The organism is Bacteroides sp. ZJ-18, from assembly GCF_011038705.2.
Lineage (GTDB): Bacteria > Bacteroidota > Bacteroidia > Bacteroidales > Bacteroidaceae > Bacteroides > Bacteroides hominis.
In genome coordinates, this window is record NZ_CP072198.1 from 175,267 (window position 1) to 191,933 (window position 16,667).

Annotated in this window: 11 protein-coding genes; 4 read left to right on the forward strand and 7 right to left on the reverse strand. The window is 43.1% G+C overall.

From position 1 onward, the window contains the following. The first annotated feature begins 18 nt into the window (after positions 1 to 18). The 3 genes from G7Y45_RS00765 to G7Y45_RS00775 are packed head-to-tail and all read left to right on the forward strand — an operon-like array spanning position 19 to position 4,093. Complete coding sequence (locus G7Y45_RS00765; RefSeq protein WP_005811120.1) at positions 19 to 1,638, forward strand: RagB/SusD family nutrient uptake outer membrane protein; 1,620 nt, start codon at positions 19 to 21, stop codon at positions 1,636 to 1,638. Between the two features lie 36 nt (positions 1,639 to 1,674). Continuing rightward, positions 1,675 to 2,049, forward strand: coding sequence for a hypothetical protein (locus G7Y45_RS00770; RefSeq protein WP_005811122.1), 375 nt, complete (start codon positions 1,675 to 1,677; stop codon positions 2,047 to 2,049). Positions 2,050 to 2,056: 7 nt separating this feature from the next. Next, the gene (locus tag G7Y45_RS00775; protein ID WP_165017113.1) at positions 2,057 to 4,093 is read left to right on the forward strand and encodes a BNR-repeat neuraminidase N-terminal domain-containing protein; all 2,037 of its coding nucleotides are present in this window, start codon (positions 2,057 to 2,059) and stop codon (positions 4,091 to 4,093) included. Positions 4,094 to 4,188: 95 nt separating this feature from the next. On the opposite strand, the gene G7Y45_RS00780 is transcribed toward G7Y45_RS00775, so the two are convergent. The 4 genes from G7Y45_RS00780 to mdh all read right to left on the reverse strand — a co-directional run bounded on the left by G7Y45_RS00780 (position 4,189) and on the right by mdh (position 11,317). After that, positions 4,189 to 6,378 (reverse strand): M56 family metallopeptidase, encoded by a 2,190-nt coding sequence (locus G7Y45_RS00780; RefSeq protein ID WP_165017110.1) that lies wholly within the window; start codon positions 6,376 to 6,378, stop codon positions 4,189 to 4,191. Positions 6,379 to 6,381: 3 nt separating this feature from the next. Beyond that, on the reverse strand, positions 6,382 to 6,756 hold the full coding sequence (locus G7Y45_RS00785) for a BlaI/MecI/CopY family transcriptional regulator (RefSeq protein ID WP_005782501.1): 375 nt from the start codon (positions 6,754 to 6,756) through the stop codon (positions 6,382 to 6,384). 234 nt (positions 6,757 to 6,990) lie between these two features. Then, positions 6,991 to 10,272, reverse strand: coding sequence for a S41 family peptidase (locus G7Y45_RS00790; protein WP_032541177.1), 3,282 nt, complete (start codon positions 10,270 to 10,272; stop codon positions 6,991 to 6,993). 103 nt (positions 10,273 to 10,375) lie between these two features. Next, positions 10,376 to 11,317 (reverse strand): malate dehydrogenase, encoded by a 942-nt coding sequence (mdh, locus tag G7Y45_RS00795; RefSeq protein ID WP_005782497.1) that lies wholly within the window; start codon positions 11,315 to 11,317, stop codon positions 10,376 to 10,378. Positions 11,318 to 11,503: 186 nt separating this feature from the next. On the opposite strand from mdh, the gene G7Y45_RS00800 reads away from it, so the two are divergent. After that, positions 11,504 to 12,376: a hypothetical protein gene (locus G7Y45_RS00800; protein ID WP_005782494.1), complete on the forward strand. Its 873-nt coding sequence runs from the start codon at positions 11,504 to 11,506 to the stop codon at positions 12,374 to 12,376. A gap of 124 nt (positions 12,377 to 12,500) precedes the next feature. Here G7Y45_RS00800 and G7Y45_RS00805 read toward each other — a convergent pair whose 3' ends face one another. From G7Y45_RS00805 to G7Y45_RS00815, 3 genes are read right to left on the reverse strand one after another with little or no spacing between them, the layout of a single operon-like run. Further along, positions 12,501 to 13,442, reverse strand: coding sequence for a FecR family protein (locus G7Y45_RS00805; RefSeq protein ID WP_032531347.1), 942 nt, complete (start codon positions 13,440 to 13,442; stop codon positions 12,501 to 12,503). After that, entirely contained in the window at positions 13,423 to 13,977 is a 555-nt protein-coding gene (locus G7Y45_RS00810; RefSeq protein ID WP_032531348.1) for an RNA polymerase sigma-70 factor, read from the reverse strand. Before G7Y45_RS00810 ends, G7Y45_RS00805 begins: the two co-directional genes overlap by 20 nt. A 39-nt stretch (positions 13,978 to 14,016) precedes the next feature. Then, positions 14,017 to 16,584, reverse strand: a complete 2,568-nt coding sequence (locus G7Y45_RS00815; protein ID WP_165017108.1) for an outer membrane beta-barrel family protein — start codon at positions 16,582 to 16,584, stop codon at positions 14,017 to 14,019. Between the last annotated feature and the right edge of the window lie 83 nt (positions 16,585 to 16,667).

The window sequence follows — 16,667 nt, forward strand, 5'->3', positions numbered from 1 at the left end:
AAAAATTGAAACGTGATTATGAAAAAGATAAATACAGCCCTGTTCTGCATATTTGTATTGCTCTTCTGTTCGTGCGATGTATTGAACAAAGCTCCACTGGACGAAATCGCCGACGATTCTTTCTGGTCGGACGAAACACTGGTGAAATATTACGTAAACGATCTATATAGTGAAATTTCCGTAGACGGACTGCAATTACAGGAAAACCGAAGTGACAATTCTGTCTCAGCACAACGGGATAAATATCGTGCAAGCTGGTTCAAATTCAACTATGATATGGTCAGCGCTTCCGACCCTCAGGATGACGATGTATGGGAAGATTATTACGTAAAGGTACGTAAATGCAACCGTTTTTTCGAACGAATCGGTACGTCTACCATCGAAGAAAGCGAGAAGTCAAGACTTACGGGAGAAGTTCACTTCTTGCGTGCCATGTTCTATTTCGAAATGGTAAAGCGATATGGCGGTGTCATTCTACTGGATAAAGTACTCACCATGGAGGATAACTGGGAAATTCCCCGTTCGTCCGAGAAAGAATGTTATGACTTCATTCTGGACGACCTCAAAAAGGCAACCGAAATGTTGCCGGCGTCTTATGGTTCAAGAGAAAAGGGACGTGCCACCAAAGGTGCTGCTTATGCACTGAAATCAAGAGTGGAACTGTATGACAAACGCTACGAAGACGTGATCAAGAGTTGTGCCGAAGTATACAAACTGGGATATGAACTGGTAGATGGCACTACTCCGGAAAAATACCGCTCTATCTGGTGGACTACCAACAAAGATAACAAAGAAATCATCTTCGACATCCAATACAAAAGCCCGGATGTCTACAACAACATGATGGTGTGCAACATGGTGACGTATATCAACGATAAATATGGTGATCGCGGATGGGGTGGCCTCGGCCCGACCCAAGAACTGGTTGACGCATTTGAAATGGCAGATGGCTCACCTGCCACGCAATACTCACAGGCTCCCGCCGATCAGGTATTCGATATCAATACTTGTGGCATCTATGAAGGACGTGAACCAAGATTCTATGCCAACATCGTTTTCCATGGTTCCCAGATTTTCTTCAATGCAGATAAAGGTGCTGTAACTGTAGACCGCTATCTGATGGATACTCCTGATAAAGGCGATGGTTCACTTACCGGATACAATGTTTGGAAATGGATCGATTATGATAACTATAACTATCCGTACGCAGGCGCCAGCAGTCCGGACTTCAGTACCAACTGGATCATCCTCCGTTACGCAGAGATTTATCTGAATGATGCAGAAGCGCGCCTTGAAACCGGTGATGTAGAAGGTGCACGGAAAGCCGTCAATGTGATTCGTCAACGAGTAGGCTTACCTGCGCTTACCGAATCCGATCCGGCAAAATTGCGTGAACTGATTCGGAAAGAGCGCCGCATCGAGTTTGCTTTCGAGGAACAACGTTTCTACGACGTACGCCGCTGGAAAGTCGGTCCCGAAACCCAAACGACCCTGCATGGAGTGCGCTTTGTCTCACCGACGGAATTTAAGATAACCAAAACAGACATCCGTACCTGGAATGACCGTTTGTACCTGACACCGATTCCTCACGACGAGATTGTCCGCTCCAGCGTACTGACACAAAACCCGGGATATTAACGATTGATTTCATCACATTTTAAATATAGCATGATTATGAATAAAATAATTTCTATACTGATTTGCTGCTTTGTTGCCGGCTGCCTTTTTGTCTCGTGTGAACAACCCGACATACCGGACGTACCGAATTATGACAAAACGGAAATATTGACTTTTAAAGTGTATAACCAGGATAAAGAAGAGATCGGTACCCCTGTTATTCTTTCGGATGAAGGTATCGTCTCCATTACCGTAGAAAACGGCACTGACCTGTCCAACGTCTTTGCCACCTGCACACTCTCTTCCGGAGCCACCCTGTCTCCTTCACTCGGAGGCTATCAGGACTGGAGTGGACTGAGCAAAGAGTTTACTGTAATTTCGGCCAGTGGTAAACGTTCAAAACCATGGACCGTGACTTTCAAAACCAAATAAATTCATAATGAAATATGTAATAATATTCATCCTCTGCATCTGCTGCTCCCTGCAGATGCAGGGTAAACTTCCTGCCTCAAAAGGCGGGAAGTCTAATCTCGCCCTCTGCCTCGACGGGAAAGACAATAACGTACGGACAGGTATGGGAATTCTGGAACCTTCGTGGACCTTGGAGTCCTGGATTAAAGGTAACGACTGTAAATGGGACAGTCTTGAAGTTATCATCGGAGGAGGTGAATACAGTGAATTGAACTGGGTGGACTATCTGCCTTTGGTCGTAAAAGAAGGCAAACTTCACTCTACCCGTGCCAATCTTTCGGCACCGGAAGCATTGGATGACCAATGGCACCATGTGGCACTGGCTTGTGACGGAAAGCAGACCATACTTTATCTTGATGGAAAACAAGTGGCCAAAGCCGATACGGCAATTTCCATCCTTCCCGGTGCTATCGGAGTTCACGATGTATATTATACTTTCGGCGGATTGATTGATGAAGTACGCATTTGGCGCAAAGCTTTACCGGAACAAACGATCCGTCAATGGATGAATCGCCCCGTAGAAGCCAGTCATCCCGCTTTTAAATCCTTGTGGGGATATTATAACTTCGACGACCTGAAAGAAGAAACATCCATCAATTGGGTAGGCAAAGGACATCAGGCTTACCATATCCGCAATGGGCGCAACAAATACAATGGAAAAGCTCCGCTGGCTTATGCAGTCTCTAACGATAATACCGCATTTAAAGAGTATGACGGAAAACAACAGTTATTCAATGCAGTAGTCATCCAAAGTGAATGGGATGTTGATCAAGGAAGCAAAGACGACCAGGCACTAAAACTGAGAATAGCCGTACAAGGTTCCCGGAAACCGCTGAAACTGACAGAGCTGAAACTCGATTTCACCGGCACGACCACTCTTGCAGATATTGAGCAAATCCATATTTATTCTACCGGAAGTGAGGCACGATCCGTGCAACGCAAAGAACTGTTTGGCAACGGGCATACCCCCGAACAGTCAATGACTCTCTGCCCGGAGCAGGGAGAAGAGATCCTGTTACAACCGGGGATCAACTATTTCCTTCTTACATTCGACGTCAGAAAAGAGGCAACTCCCGGACATACATTATATGCCTCCGTACCTTCTTTCCGCCTAAACGGAAAACAGTATATTCCCGAAACAGCTACCGAAGAGGTCCGTAAACAAGTGACTTGCAACAACCAAACACATTCCAATATAGTAAAAGTGCTTCAATGGAACATCTGGCATGGAGGTATTCATCTGGGTAACGAGGGGCAGCAGCGAGTATTCGACCTGATCCGAAGCACCCATGCAGACGTGGTCATGATGCAAGAAGCATATGGCATCCAACAAATGCTGGCAGATTCATTAGGGTATCATCTCAAAACCCATTCTCTTAAAGACAACCTGGCCATGTACAGCCGCTTTCCGTTGGAACCCATAGCATGGCGGGAACCCTTCAAATCGAACCCAGCCAAAATAACCTTACCAAACGGTAAGCGAATAATGCTTGTAGACTGTTGGCTTCGTTATGCCTACCGCCCGGAATATACAAGTGGTTACGCTGAGAAAGGACTGGATCCTTCTGTCTGGGTCGCTGAAGATTCCATATTGGCACTGCCCGATATCCGCAATATCTATACAAAGGATATTGTACCGAACCAGGAAACAGACATGCCGGTCATTATCACCGGTGACTTCAACTCATGTAGCCATCTTGACTGGACAGAACGAGCCAAACCATTGCATCACGGATACGGTCCGGTGGCTTTCCCCGCTTCCCGCTATATGTTGGAAAATGGTTTCAAAGATAGTTTCCGTGAGAAGAATCCTGACGAAGTTGCATATCAGGGAGGCACTGTTGCCGCCATCTACGGGCAAATGCAAATGTCCCGTATCGATTTCATCTATTATAAAGGAGGGCTGAAAGTATTATCATCCAAAATAGTACGTACGGCTCCCGAGATAGATTATGTGTGGGCATCAGACCATGCAGCGGTACTTACCGTCTTTGAGGTTGAATAAAATGATAGGCACGGATCGTGCAGATTCCACAGAATCAAGAGTATCTGTTTATCTGTCACATCCGTGCCTAAAATAAATCAATGCTGTAGAGCAGGCTACAATATAATGCGTTTATAGGGTTCCTTCTGATAATCTTTAATCTTTACTTTCCGCCAATCCCAGCTGCTTCCATTGCTTGGTGAAATAACTCCGGCATCCGGATATTTATTATAAAGATCGATTGTTTTTACTTTCTTTGGCAACTTCGGGAAAACGAGTGTCAACAACACAGAACGTCCTTCACAGCCTTCTACCCACAGTAATTTATTCATTTCAATGCCATGCGCCTCTTCCAGAATCGGATATTCATCACCTGTTCTGGAATCAACAAGACACAATCCCTTACCTATGACCAACCAATGACGGTCAAAATGAATAGGTATATTCAAGACAACCAACGTCTTCTCCGGTAAAGTTTCAATTTTCTGAATTCGAGACCTTCCGTTACCCCGGCGTGAAGAAACGGCTAATTGACTTGCATTAAGAGTTACTTCTTCCAATTTATCGGAACGCAGTGGACGCCCCTCTCTATCATACTCAGCTATTCGGGCGGCAGTCGGAAGGAAATCGTCAACTTTCAGATTCTCCAACCTCCATGAACTGCCATTGGGAGGTGTCAATCCCCTTTCTTCCGGGAAACAATCGCGGATACTAATCTTTTTTACCTTTCGGTCAAGAGGAGGAAAGACCAGTGTAAATTCCAGCATTTGCTTTTCTTGTCCCACAACCCAATAAGTCTGATTTAGTTCAATTCCGCGGGTAAGTGAACGAATCTTATAAACATCTTTCGTATCTTCGTCTACTATGGACAATCCCTTTTCGAACTGTAACCAGTGCCGGTCATAATATATCGGTATAGCCAAAGTAACGCGTGTATCTTCTTTCGTCCGTTCAATAAAGCGTACATATATACTTCGTTTATACGGTGCACGCGACAATACAACCTGATCTGCAGGTAAATCGACGCCAACAGTATAATCAGCCTCTTTTCCGTGCAGAGAAGTCTGATTCGGTTTCTCTTCCGAGAGCGTATCCAGCACTTTCGATACAGGAGTTGTAACCTTAGCAAGTAGTTGACTGGATCCGGATTTAACTAAATGCGCCTCTCCCGACTGTATGTAATGAACTATCTTTGGGGAGTCCAAAAGCAGAAAACACTTTTCATCACCTACGCTATCCATCTTTTTTTCGTTAGATACGACTTCGGGAGTTTCTGCTTTCATCGAAACAGATACCATCGGCAATACAGGTTCAATCAGAACCGGCTTTTCCGTAAAAGAAAATAAAGCCAATACACCCGCACACAAAGGAAGCAACGCTATTTTGCGCACTCCGGCGAAACGTTCTTTATATTGATGTTTCATCATGATAAATCGTTTTTTAATTAATGAATTATGAAAACCATTTGCAACCTTCGGGCTGTATCCCATCAACTCTTCGAATAAGATGCTTTGATATTCAAATAATTCAATCTCACCGGAAAGCAAACAACGGTCCACTTGAAATTCATGGAGAGCCCGCAGTTCACGCTTTACCAGCCAGACAAACGGATTAAACCAACATAAGATGGATAAACCTTCAATAAATAAAGTGTCCCGATAATGATGATTACGAATATGTGCCTTTTCATGGAGCAGAACTATACGCAACACTTCTCCTTCTAACTTCCGATTGATAAAGATCATCCGGTAAAACGAGAATGGTGAAACGACTTCATTGTTACGCACGATACAAATCCCATCAGCCTCCATCGTACAACTTCCCCAACGCTTCAAACGCCAGATACGTGCCATTTCGACCAATAAATGCATCAAAAGGACAAATACTCCCAATCCATATACGATCCAGACTATTTGCCAGTAATCCCACGAAGCATAAAAAGGTTCTTCCGCTATTTCTTCTTCCACTCGGGGTACAATTGCTTCACTAACCTCCGCCTGCACTGCTGCGAGCGTATCCGGTTGTATCCCATCATTTTCTACTTGTACCAATGAAGTCTTATCCATTTGTGTTTCTTGCTTTACAACCACCCGTTCCATCTTTATCGGCCGCACCACCTCCACCGGATAAACCGGGATGCGTACCACCGATACAGCTCCGGCCAGCAGTACCGAAAAAAGCAAATAATTCCGGCACTGGTTAAACGGGGCTTTCCGATCGAACAACAAGTAATAGCACAGCCATAACACAAATGAAGCTCCTATGAAACGAAGAATAGCCCATTCGCTACAATCAATATCGATCATACCTTATTCCTTTTTGTTTTCCTTCAACATTTCAATCAGTTCGTCGATCTCCTGTACCGACATCTTTTCTTTTTTGGTAAAGAACGAAACCATCGCCTTCACCGAACCACTGAAAAAGTTATCTACGACCCGGTTCATAAAACGATTCGTATAGCTCTCTTTTGAAACCAACGGATAATACTGATAATTCTTTCCGAAACTACGATAAGCTACAAAGCCTTTGTTTTGCAATACACGCAGTACGGTAGACACTGTATTATACGCCGGACGCGGCTCTTCCAGATCCTGTAAGATTTCATTCACAAAAGCATTTTCTTTCCGCCAAAGCACCTGCATGATCTGGAGTTCTGCTTTTGTCAATTCTTTCTGTTCACTCATACCAAGTAATTTTAGATTATACTTCTATTCATCAAGTATTTGGGATACAACCTGAATGGAATGGCACAAATATATAACTATAAATATAGACACAAAACTATATTTATAGTATTTCACATTAAAAAGCAAGTATTTAACAATAAATAGATCATTTTATCCACATAATAAGAAAAGGCCACCTTTAAACAAAGGTGACCTCTCCATTTTAATCGAGCATAAAACGCAATTACCCCATCATTTCTTCGGCAGCTCCTTCAACAAGCAATCTACCGCAGCTTTCAATTGTGCATCTTCTCCCTTCAACGAAGCAGAAGGTTCATTATAAATCAGCACATCCGGTTCGAGTGTCTGATTTTCCAGATAGTTACCCTGCATGTCCATGCAGCCTACCTGCGGAATACCAAATACAAGACTCGGATCAATCTGGCGTTCCCACCATACAGCTGTCATAGTTCCGGCTACAGGAGTACCTACCAGTTTACCGATACCTAATGTCTTATATACATAAGGAGTACCATGCGCATTACTGTAATTGTCTTCACAAACAAGCATACATGAGGGCTTCAGCCACTTATTGAACGGATCGCTACCTATATATTGTCCGCGAGGAACAAAACGCTGATATTCTTTGCCACTAAGGAGAGTCACCACATCGTCGTGCAACCAACCACCACCATTGTGGCGAACGTCTACAACTACGGCTTCTTTGTTACGGTAACGCCCCAACAGTTCGGAGTACATCTTACGGAAACTCTGACTATCCATGCCCTTGATATGTACATATCCCAAACGCCCGCCTGATAACTCTTCTACTTTCTTGCGATTGCGCTCTACCCATCGTTTATATAGCAATTCGCGCTGCGCACCGTAACTAATCGCCTTCACTGTCTCTTCAAAATGCTTTTTTGTAGCAGGATCGTAAACAGAAAGCAGCACTTTACGTCCTACTTTTCCTTCAAATAACGGGAAATAATCTTCTCCTTTTTTGATTGGAGTACCATCTACTTTTTCAATGATACAACCCGGCTTTACATCTGTTTTCTTCAAAGTGAAAGGACTCTGCTCTATGATTTCCTTTATTTTCAACCCGTCACCGGTATAAGTATCGTCATAAAATACTCCCAATGAAGCTGTAGGTAACGCCCCTCCTACACCAGAGTACCGAGCTCCGGTATGTGAAGCATTCAACTCTCCGAGCATCTCGCTCAGCAGTTCGGCAAAGTCATAATTATTGTTGATATGTGGCAGGAACTTTTCATAAGTCTTCTTATACAAAGGCCAGTCTACTCCCTGCAAATCCTTCACATAGAACTTATCGTCTACCTGCTGCCAAACATGATCAAAAATGTAAGCACGTTCACCACCCGGCTGATAGTCGAAGAAAGATTCAAATGCGATAGGCGTTGTCTTGCTACCGGCTATTTCAATTTTCTTCATACCTCCACCGGTACACATAAAGATATTCTCACCTTTCTTATCGGGCAACAGCGAACCGCCTCCGACACCTTTCAACAGAATCTTTGTTGAATTCTCTTTCAAATCGTGTTCCCACAAATCATAACCGCTTTCAAACGCTGCCAGATAATAGAGCTTATCACCTTTCGGAGTCAAAACAGCATCACCCATGAAAGAAGAGTTGACAGTCAGACGCACAATACGATCGAATCGATTATCAAGATCGAATTTCAGTGGCTTCACTTCCTCCTTCTTTTCTTCCTCTCCATCCTTCTTACCTTTGGCGTCTTTTTTCTTATCACCTTTTTTATCTTCTTTCTTTTTCTTCTCAGCTTTTTCTTTCTCAGCCTTTTCCGCTTTCTCGGCTTCTTCAAGCAAAGCAAGGTCTTCCTTATTCATGCGGAAACGATCGTAAGCATCTACATCAAAAAACATGATGTAAGCGTCATATTGAGCACCCCAGCTGCCATGACTACGGTATCCGGCACGGTCACTGAACCAGACCATTGCTTTGCCACCCAGAACCCATTTCGCATTTCCGTCTGAGTAACCGCTTTCGGTCAGATTATGCATTTCTCCCTTACCGTCGGCGTTCAGCAGCACAATATCTTTATTGTTCCAGCCACCGATACCAATAAATTCGGAAAGAATCCATTTACTATCCGGACTCCACTCAAACCACTGGTCACCATCACTGTACGAATACTGATACTGGGCATCCATTACCGTACGTACCTTCTTAGTTTTGAGATTGATGACGCGAATTGCCGTACGGTTTTCAAGGAAAGCAACTTCTTTTCCGTCCGGGCTATACTTCGGATTGAACGAAGCTATATCCGAATTGGTCAGACGTTCTTCTTTTAACTCTGTAGCATACGTGAACTGTTTCTCATCTTTCCGCACGATACTTGAAGTATAGAGCTGCCAGAGTCCGCCACGTTCCGAAGCATACACCAAGCTACGCCCGTCGGGTGCAAAATCGATTCCACGTTCCTGGCAAGGAGTATTCGTTATCTGTTTTGTCGTTTTATATTCTACCGAAGTCACATACACATCTCCTCTCAAAATGAAAGCAACCTCTTTACCATCAGGAGATACAGCCATTTCAGTAGCCCCACTGGTCTTTATCTGGCGAATCAAATCTTTATCATTTCTGTCTGACAGAATTTTCACAGATACTTTCTGCGACTTACCACCGGGAGTCAACGTATAAATCTCACCATCAAAACCATAACAAAGATTACCATTGGAAGCCATACTGAGGAAACGTACCGGATGCTGCGTGTGATGCGTCACCTGCTTGGATGCATTCGATCCCGGAATACGCTGGTAGATATTGAACGAACCATTCTCTTCACTCAAATAGTAGAACGACTTTCCGTCCGGTGCCCATACCGGTTCACGGTCTTCACCGATGAAAGTGGTTTGTTTTTCATAGCGTGGAGTCTGTCCAGGCTGAAGCATCCATATATCACGGGCAATCGGTGACTTCTGGTGCTTACGCCAGTAATCCTCATATCCTTTTTTATCTTGATAAAGAATAGCCCCTTCCTTATTAATGGAGATGCACTCCATCGGCATAGATGAAAACATCACAGGACGTCCTCCTGTAACCGGAATCTGATATATCTGCTGGAATTGTCCGTTCGAAGGAAAACCGGCATCTTCGGCAGAAGGCATGATGTCGGCAGTAAATAAGAGCTGTCCCGCATCACTGAAAGCTACCGGAGTTTCACTGCCCGAGAAAGTGGTCAGGCGGCGAGGCTCGCCTCCTTCTTTCGACACAATGAATACATCCAGACTTCCCATACGGTCGGACGCAAATGCAATCTGTTTACTATCGGGACTCCAAATCGGGGTTGTATCAAAAGCCGGATTGGTAGTGATCTGTGTAGCTTTGCCACCGGACACCGGTACTGTGAAAATATCACCTTTATAGGTGAAAGCAATGGTAGTTCCATCGGGAGAGATAGCACAATGACGCATCCACAACGGACCCTCTTGTGCCCAAAGTGCTCCGGCAAACAAAAGGGCCGCAGCACTCATGAAGAGTTTTCTCATAATGTATTATTTAAGTATATTAAAAAGCAAACCTCACAGCCCTTTTGAAAAGAGTTGTGAGGTCCGCATATTCTATTTTCAGATTAAGAATCCGGCATTCAAATTAGAGAGCACCAACTTCTTTCAGAGCTGCGTTAGTTCCGTGAACAGCCTTTGCGCTTGCCGCAAATTTTGCTTTTTCGTCAGCAGTCAATTCCAGTTCAACGATTTTCTCGATACCGTTCTTACCCAAGATTACAGGAACACCGATACAAAGATCAGATTCACCGTATTCACCTTCAAGCATTACTGAGCAAGGAATCATCTTCTTCTGGTTGTGGATGATAGATTCTACGACATAAGCTCCTGCCGCACCCGGTGCATACCATGCAGAAGTGCCCAGCAACTTAGTCAGAGTAGCACCACCTACCATAGTAGAAGCAACTACTTCGTTCAGTTTTTCTTCACTCAGCAATGTGCTGACCGGCTGTCCTTTGTAAGTGGCCAGACGAGCCAACGGAATCATAGTAGTGTCACCATGACCACCGATCACCATACCTTCTACTTCGTTTGCGTTGCAACCCAAAGCCTGAGACAAGAAATATTTAAAACGTGAGCTATCCAAAGCACCGCCCATACCGATCACACGGTTTTTCGGCAATCCGAGTGATTTCAATGCCAGATAAGTCATTGTATCCATCGGGTTAGAGATAACTACGATAATAGCATTCGGAGAGTATTTCAAAAGATTTTCTGCTACTGATTTCACGATACCGGCATTTACCCCGATCAGTTCTTCACGAGTCATGCCCGGTTTACGAGGAATACCAGAAGTGATCACAACCACGTCAGAGTTAGCAGTCTGAGCATAATCATTTGTGCAACCAACGATTGTTGTGTCGAAACCCAACAACTGAGCAGTCTGCATCATATCCATTGCTTTACCTTCTGAAACGCCTTCTTTTACGTCCAGCATTACTACTTCGTCTGCCACTTCATTGAAGGCCAGTACATTTGCACATGTAGCACCTACGTTACCTGCGCCTACTACGGTTACTTTTGACATAATACTTATATTTTAATAAAGTTGATAATTAGTTCGTATCGTTTTCGTGACGGCAAAAGTACAACGATAATCGAAATTAAAGAAATTTTTCCATAATAATTTTAGTTAAAGAAAAGTGAATAGACTGTGTTACTCTGTATTGAAATGATTACTTTTGCAGCGTTTTATCATTCAACCTTATAGAATATGAATAAAAAGAATCTGCTGATCATTGCCGTATCTGTTCTGGTGCTCGCGCTCATCGGTCTTACTTATCTGTTATTCTCCGAAAAACAGACTAACCGTGAACTGGTTCAGGAATTCCAATTGGATAAAGAAGATCTTGAAAATGAGTACACTCGCTTTGCACAGCAATATGACGAACTGAAACTGACTGTATCGAACGACTCTTTGGCAGACTTGCTGGCTCAGGAGCAGGTCAAGACGCAACGCCTGCTTGAAGAACTCCGTACGGTAAAGAGCAGTAACGCCACAGAGATAAGACGCCTGAAAAAAGAATTGGCAACACTGAGAAAAGTAATGATCGGTTACATCAATCAGATTGACTCGCTGAATAAACTGACCGCCCAGCAAAAACAAGTGATAGCAGAAGTAACGCAGAAATACAATGCGGCTTCACGCCAGATCAATAATTTGTCTGAAGAAAAGAAGAACCTTAATCAAAAAGTTACATTAGCTGCTCAGTTGGATGCAACCAATATCTGGATTGAACCTCGCAACAAACGTGGCAAAAAAGCTAAAAAAGTAAAGGATATCGTAAAACTGGCCATCGGTTTTACGATTGTCAAAAATATCACTGCCGAAACCGGAGAACGGACACTCTACATCCGGATAACGAAACCGGATAACGATGTATTGACCAAAAGCCCGTCAAACACATTCCCTTATGAAAACCGTACGTTAGGCTACTCTATCAAAAAGTACATCGAATACAATGGGGAAGAACAAACTATTAACGTATTCTGGGATGTGGAAGAGTTTCTGTATGCCGGCGACTATCGGGTAGACATCTTTGCTGACGGAACGATGATTGGATCGCAGAAGTTCACATTGGACTAAAACTTTAAAACCATATACTTTAAAAGAGGATGCGCCAGAATGGTTACTAAGTAACCGGCTTCTGGCACATCCTCTTTTTTATTACTTCAATTCTATCTTATTGAATGTTTTCCATTTCAATAACTCATGATAGTGGTGATACGATTATTTTGTTCCCTTCCACTATGAATCTCGCAATTTGCAAATCATTCAAAACATTTAATATTTCCCCGACAGGAAGATGACGACTGGCAGAAAAATAAATCCGTTCCTCCAGCAAAGAATGGGAACGGAAAACAATATTTGTGTTATACCATGCCCCAATTTCCTGCATAACATATCTCAGAGTGACATTATCAAAGATAAATAGACCTTCTGTCCAACTCTTTTGCATACAGATATCAGCCTGAGAAATACAGATATCACCTACTCTAGCCAGATAAACCTGTTCACCCGGCTTTATCTTACAGACTTGTGTGCTGGCTTTATCACTGACTTGCACCGAACCTTCATACAGGACAACTTTAGAAGTAGTACCACATCCATAAGAATCAACATCAAATACCGTACCCAATACACGCGTCTGTAAACTCCCGGTCTCTACAATAAAGGGATGTAGAGCATCTCTTTGAACATTAAATCTCGCAGCACCTTCCAACATTACCTGCCGAAGATCACCGGTAAACACTTTCGGGTATTCCAGGCGGCTATTGGCGTTCAACAGCACTTCAGTACTGTCGGGCAAATAAATGGTAACAGTGGTAGCGGGTGGTGTTCTGACTGCAATGATCCCTTTAGCCTCTGTCATCATCAATTTATCAGGCGAATTTACAGAAGCAAACACTTCGACTTCTTGTGATAAAAAGTTTTCCCGGGACAAACCCAAAAACAAAAGTAATGCCACGGAAGCAACTGCTGCAAAGCCGAATAACAAAGTTCGGACTCTCTTCTGCCGTCGGCGAGAGGCAAATGCCTGCCAAGCGATTTCTGTCTCTTCGACAGAAGGCAGGTCACCAAGAGCCTCTCCGAAAAGATTTTCGAGCCTACGGGGGGCTACATCGTTTTTATTATCCTCTCTCTGTTCCATTTGTTTCCTCCTTTCCGTTCATTTCATTACGTAAAATCCGTAAAGCTTTCGATATATGTTTCTTCACCGTATCCGGACTTATTTCCAACCGTTCTGCCACTTGCCTATAGGTCAGTTTCTCCCAATAACAAAGTCTCAAAATGGTACGCGTCGGTTCGGGCAGGCTGCAAGCAATAGTTTCCGCTTGCCGTAACTGTGCCTCATGCTGTCGATATCCGGTATTCACATCCATCCGGGTAACCTCACGTAAAGCATCCAAATGCTGTTGTTCCACGCGCAGATGCTTTAACCGATTCAAGCACGTATTACGTGTAGCTGTATAGAAATAAGCATTCTGCGTTTCTGCTTCCAGTCTATCAAAACATTTCCAAGCCTCTTCCATCACTTCGCCAACAATGTCCTTCGCTTCTTCCCGATCGCCCATTAACTGAATGGCATAACGCACCAGACGGGGATATATCTCCACAAACAATTGCCTGAAGCGTTCTTCCCGTGAAACATGTCCACGAAACCGGAATATCGTTAATTTTGCCATAAGCCGACAAAATTAGCAATAATTCTTTTATCAGGCAGATTAAAGGCGCTGCTTTTCACTCTGTCCCGCACCGGTACCTTTATACTTACTCTTGGTTGCATTAAATTTATAAGATATCTGAATACCCAAACGTTGATTATCATTATATGAACGGGTCAGTATATGACTTCTGACTCCATATCCATCCATATAATGATAACGGGTATGAAAAATATCATCGGCTGTAAGTGTTATCATCAGAGCATCTTCCAGAAATGATTTCGACAGACGGGCATTTACCGTACCCTCTCTGTGGCTCAAAGAATAACTTTGTTTGGCTGCTGTCGAAATATTCCCGTTCACATTCAAAAACCAACCATCAGGAAAAGTAAAACTATTGTCAAGCTCAAAATAAAACTGAGGTTCGTTCCAATGCTGGGTTATCCCCAAAGAACGAACATCGGCATCATAAAAATACATGCCTCCATTCAATTGCGGCTGCCAACACCCGATTTTAGGAGAAACATTAAAATTCATTCCATAAGTATCTGTAGTAGGTATGGAGGCCATGGTAAACAACAACACCCCCGGATGGGTTTCATCATTATAAGGTTTGAGGAACCTCGTATATAAATCCAATGTCCTATCAAAAAAGAGATTTACAAACGCCCATCTCGATCCGGCATCCAATATAAAGACATGGTGTTTTTGTGGAACCAGTAAGGGATCTCCGCTACGATACATATATTTACTTGAATATGTAATTGAGCTTGAAAGCATGTGATAGTCGGGATTATTCCTTATTAAGCGATAAGAAAGGGATGCATGCCAGCCTTTATCCTCATATCCTACTAAAGCGACAGGAACTATATCATTATACACCGGACTTTGTTCATCTTGATGAACCCCATATTCATAATAATCCGTTTTTTGATGTTCATAACGCAGCCCCACATCAAAATTGAATTTATCCAAGTGCAGCGAGTAATCGGCAAACACAGAATAAATAGACTGTTTGATATGATCATCGGCGTTGTCAGAAAAACCACTTTGAACAAATATGTCGTGTCTGTTCGTAAACGTTTCCTCCGTACCCAACGACAATGTCCCTTTTCTGAAAGAGCGTTTTACAACCATACGCATAGCATACAAATAGTTTCGGACTTCATTTTCTGATTGGGCAGCTTTATCATCGTTGTTGAGAACTTCATTTGTGGAATTATTCTTTCCCAATAAATAATCAGCATTGAAATCCACATTCCATTGACCGAACGCTCCATTATAGTATCCATTCACCGAATGAGTCCAGGTAGGATAAGTATGTGCATACTGCGAAGAAGATATTTCTTCTGTCTTTTCACCATCCTTATACACAAAATTGTTGCCAAGGTTAGTCTGATTCACAGAACCTACATTCGTACCCGGCATATAACGAGCACCCAAAGAATTCTTGTCATCTAACTCATAGTTGAAACCTACCTCACCGGAGAAATAAACGGCTTTACGAAAACTGGTAGTTCCTCCTCGGACCTCCCATCGGGAAGAAGCGTCAGTTTCCTGATTTAAAATTGATTCCTGGTAATAATTTCCATGTTTCAAGTCACCTTTCACAAATAGATCCAATCCACCCGTACGGTAATTCAAATATAGATTCTCACTGGCATTATAGTCATGTCCCTGAGAAAAAACACCTCGAAAGCCGCCGCTTATCCCTTGTCCTCGCTGACGGATCGTACGGATACGAATGACTGAAGATACATCCGAACCATATTCTACTCCTGGTGTAGTAATCACTTCCGCCGATAAAATATCGTCAGCACGCAAACGTTCCAATTCTCCCTGATCACGTACCTTACGGCCATTGATATAGATAACAGGAACTCCATGTCCCAGAACCATGTATTCCCCCACCCCTCCCGTTACAAAAGGGAGATGGGATATCATTTCCGCAGCAGAGCCCATTTTAGCTAAAGGAGTACCAACGACATTAGCCAATAAACCATTATCTTTATGTACTATTAAAGGATGATCGACACTAATAACCACTTCTTTCATTAATTGGGCATCGGAAAACAAACATACTTTATTCATTGCACCGCAAGGTTGGACTTTGGTCTGATAACCTATATAAGACGTTTTCAAAAGATAATCTTTCCCTTCTTCACCCGGTATCCGGAACGAACCATCCTGATTCGTAACCACTCCGCTCACAAATGTGGAATCAATTCTATTCAGCAGTAGCACATTGGCGCAAACCAAGGGGTTATGTTCCTCGTCATTAACCGTACCTTGAATAATTACCAGACGTTTGTCTATCCCTGCTTTCTGAATGACAAAATAGTTTTCTCGTTCTTTATAGATGAACGGGGTACTTTTCAGAACGATGGAAAGTGCTTCCGATTCGTTTTTTTGATGAATAGAGGCAGTAACATGGTAAGTCTCAGTCTCGTTATAGGAAAAAATAATATGCTTCTCCCCTGCTTTCTCAATCAATTTCAAAACAGCAGGCAGTGGCTTGTCTCTAAGCTCCAACGTGATTTGACCGGCATTCTGAGCCGAAAAAGGATATGCGCACAATAATAATATCACAGCCATCCAGCCTCTTCTGTCGTGTATTCCCCAATTCATTGTTTTTCTATTTTTTAATTAGTTGTTTATTATACTACAACCAAAGTATGCAATCGGGTACGCAATATTACGAAAAAAATAAA

Coding starts and splice junctions, on each gene's coding strand:
- G7Y45_RS00765 (WP_005811120.1), top strand. CDS start 19: ATGAAAAAGATAAATACAGCCCTGTTCTGCATATTTGTATTGCTCTTC.
- G7Y45_RS00770 (WP_005811122.1), top strand. CDS start 1,675: ATGAATAAAATAATTTCTATACTGATTTGCTGCTTTGTTGCCGGCTGC.
- G7Y45_RS00775 (WP_165017113.1), top strand. CDS start 2,057: ATGAAATATGTAATAATATTCATCCTCTGCATCTGCTGCTCCCTGCAG.
- G7Y45_RS00780 (WP_165017110.1), bottom strand. CDS start 6,378: ATGATCGATATTGATTGTAGCGAATGGGCTATTCTTCGTTTCATAGGA.
- G7Y45_RS00785 (WP_005782501.1), bottom strand. CDS start 6,756: ATGAGTGAACAGAAAGAATTGACAAAAGCAGAACTCCAGATCATGCAG.
- G7Y45_RS00790 (WP_032541177.1), bottom strand. CDS start 10,272: ATGAGAAAACTCTTCATGAGTGCTGCGGCCCTTTTGTTTGCCGGAGCA.
- mdh (WP_005782497.1), bottom strand. CDS start 11,317: ATGTCAAAAGTAACCGTAGTAGGCGCAGGTAACGTAGGTGCTACATGT.
- G7Y45_RS00800 (WP_005782494.1), top strand. CDS start 11,504: ATGAATAAAAAGAATCTGCTGATCATTGCCGTATCTGTTCTGGTGCTC.
- G7Y45_RS00805 (WP_032531347.1), bottom strand. CDS start 13,442: ATGGAACAGAGAGAGGATAATAAAAACGATGTAGCCCCCCGTAGGCTC.
- G7Y45_RS00810 (WP_032531348.1), bottom strand. CDS start 13,977: ATGGCAAAATTAACGATATTCCGGTTTCGTGGACATGTTTCACGGGAA.
- G7Y45_RS00815 (WP_165017108.1), bottom strand. CDS start 16,584: ATGAATTGGGGAATACACGACAGAAGAGGCTGGATGGCTGTGATATTA.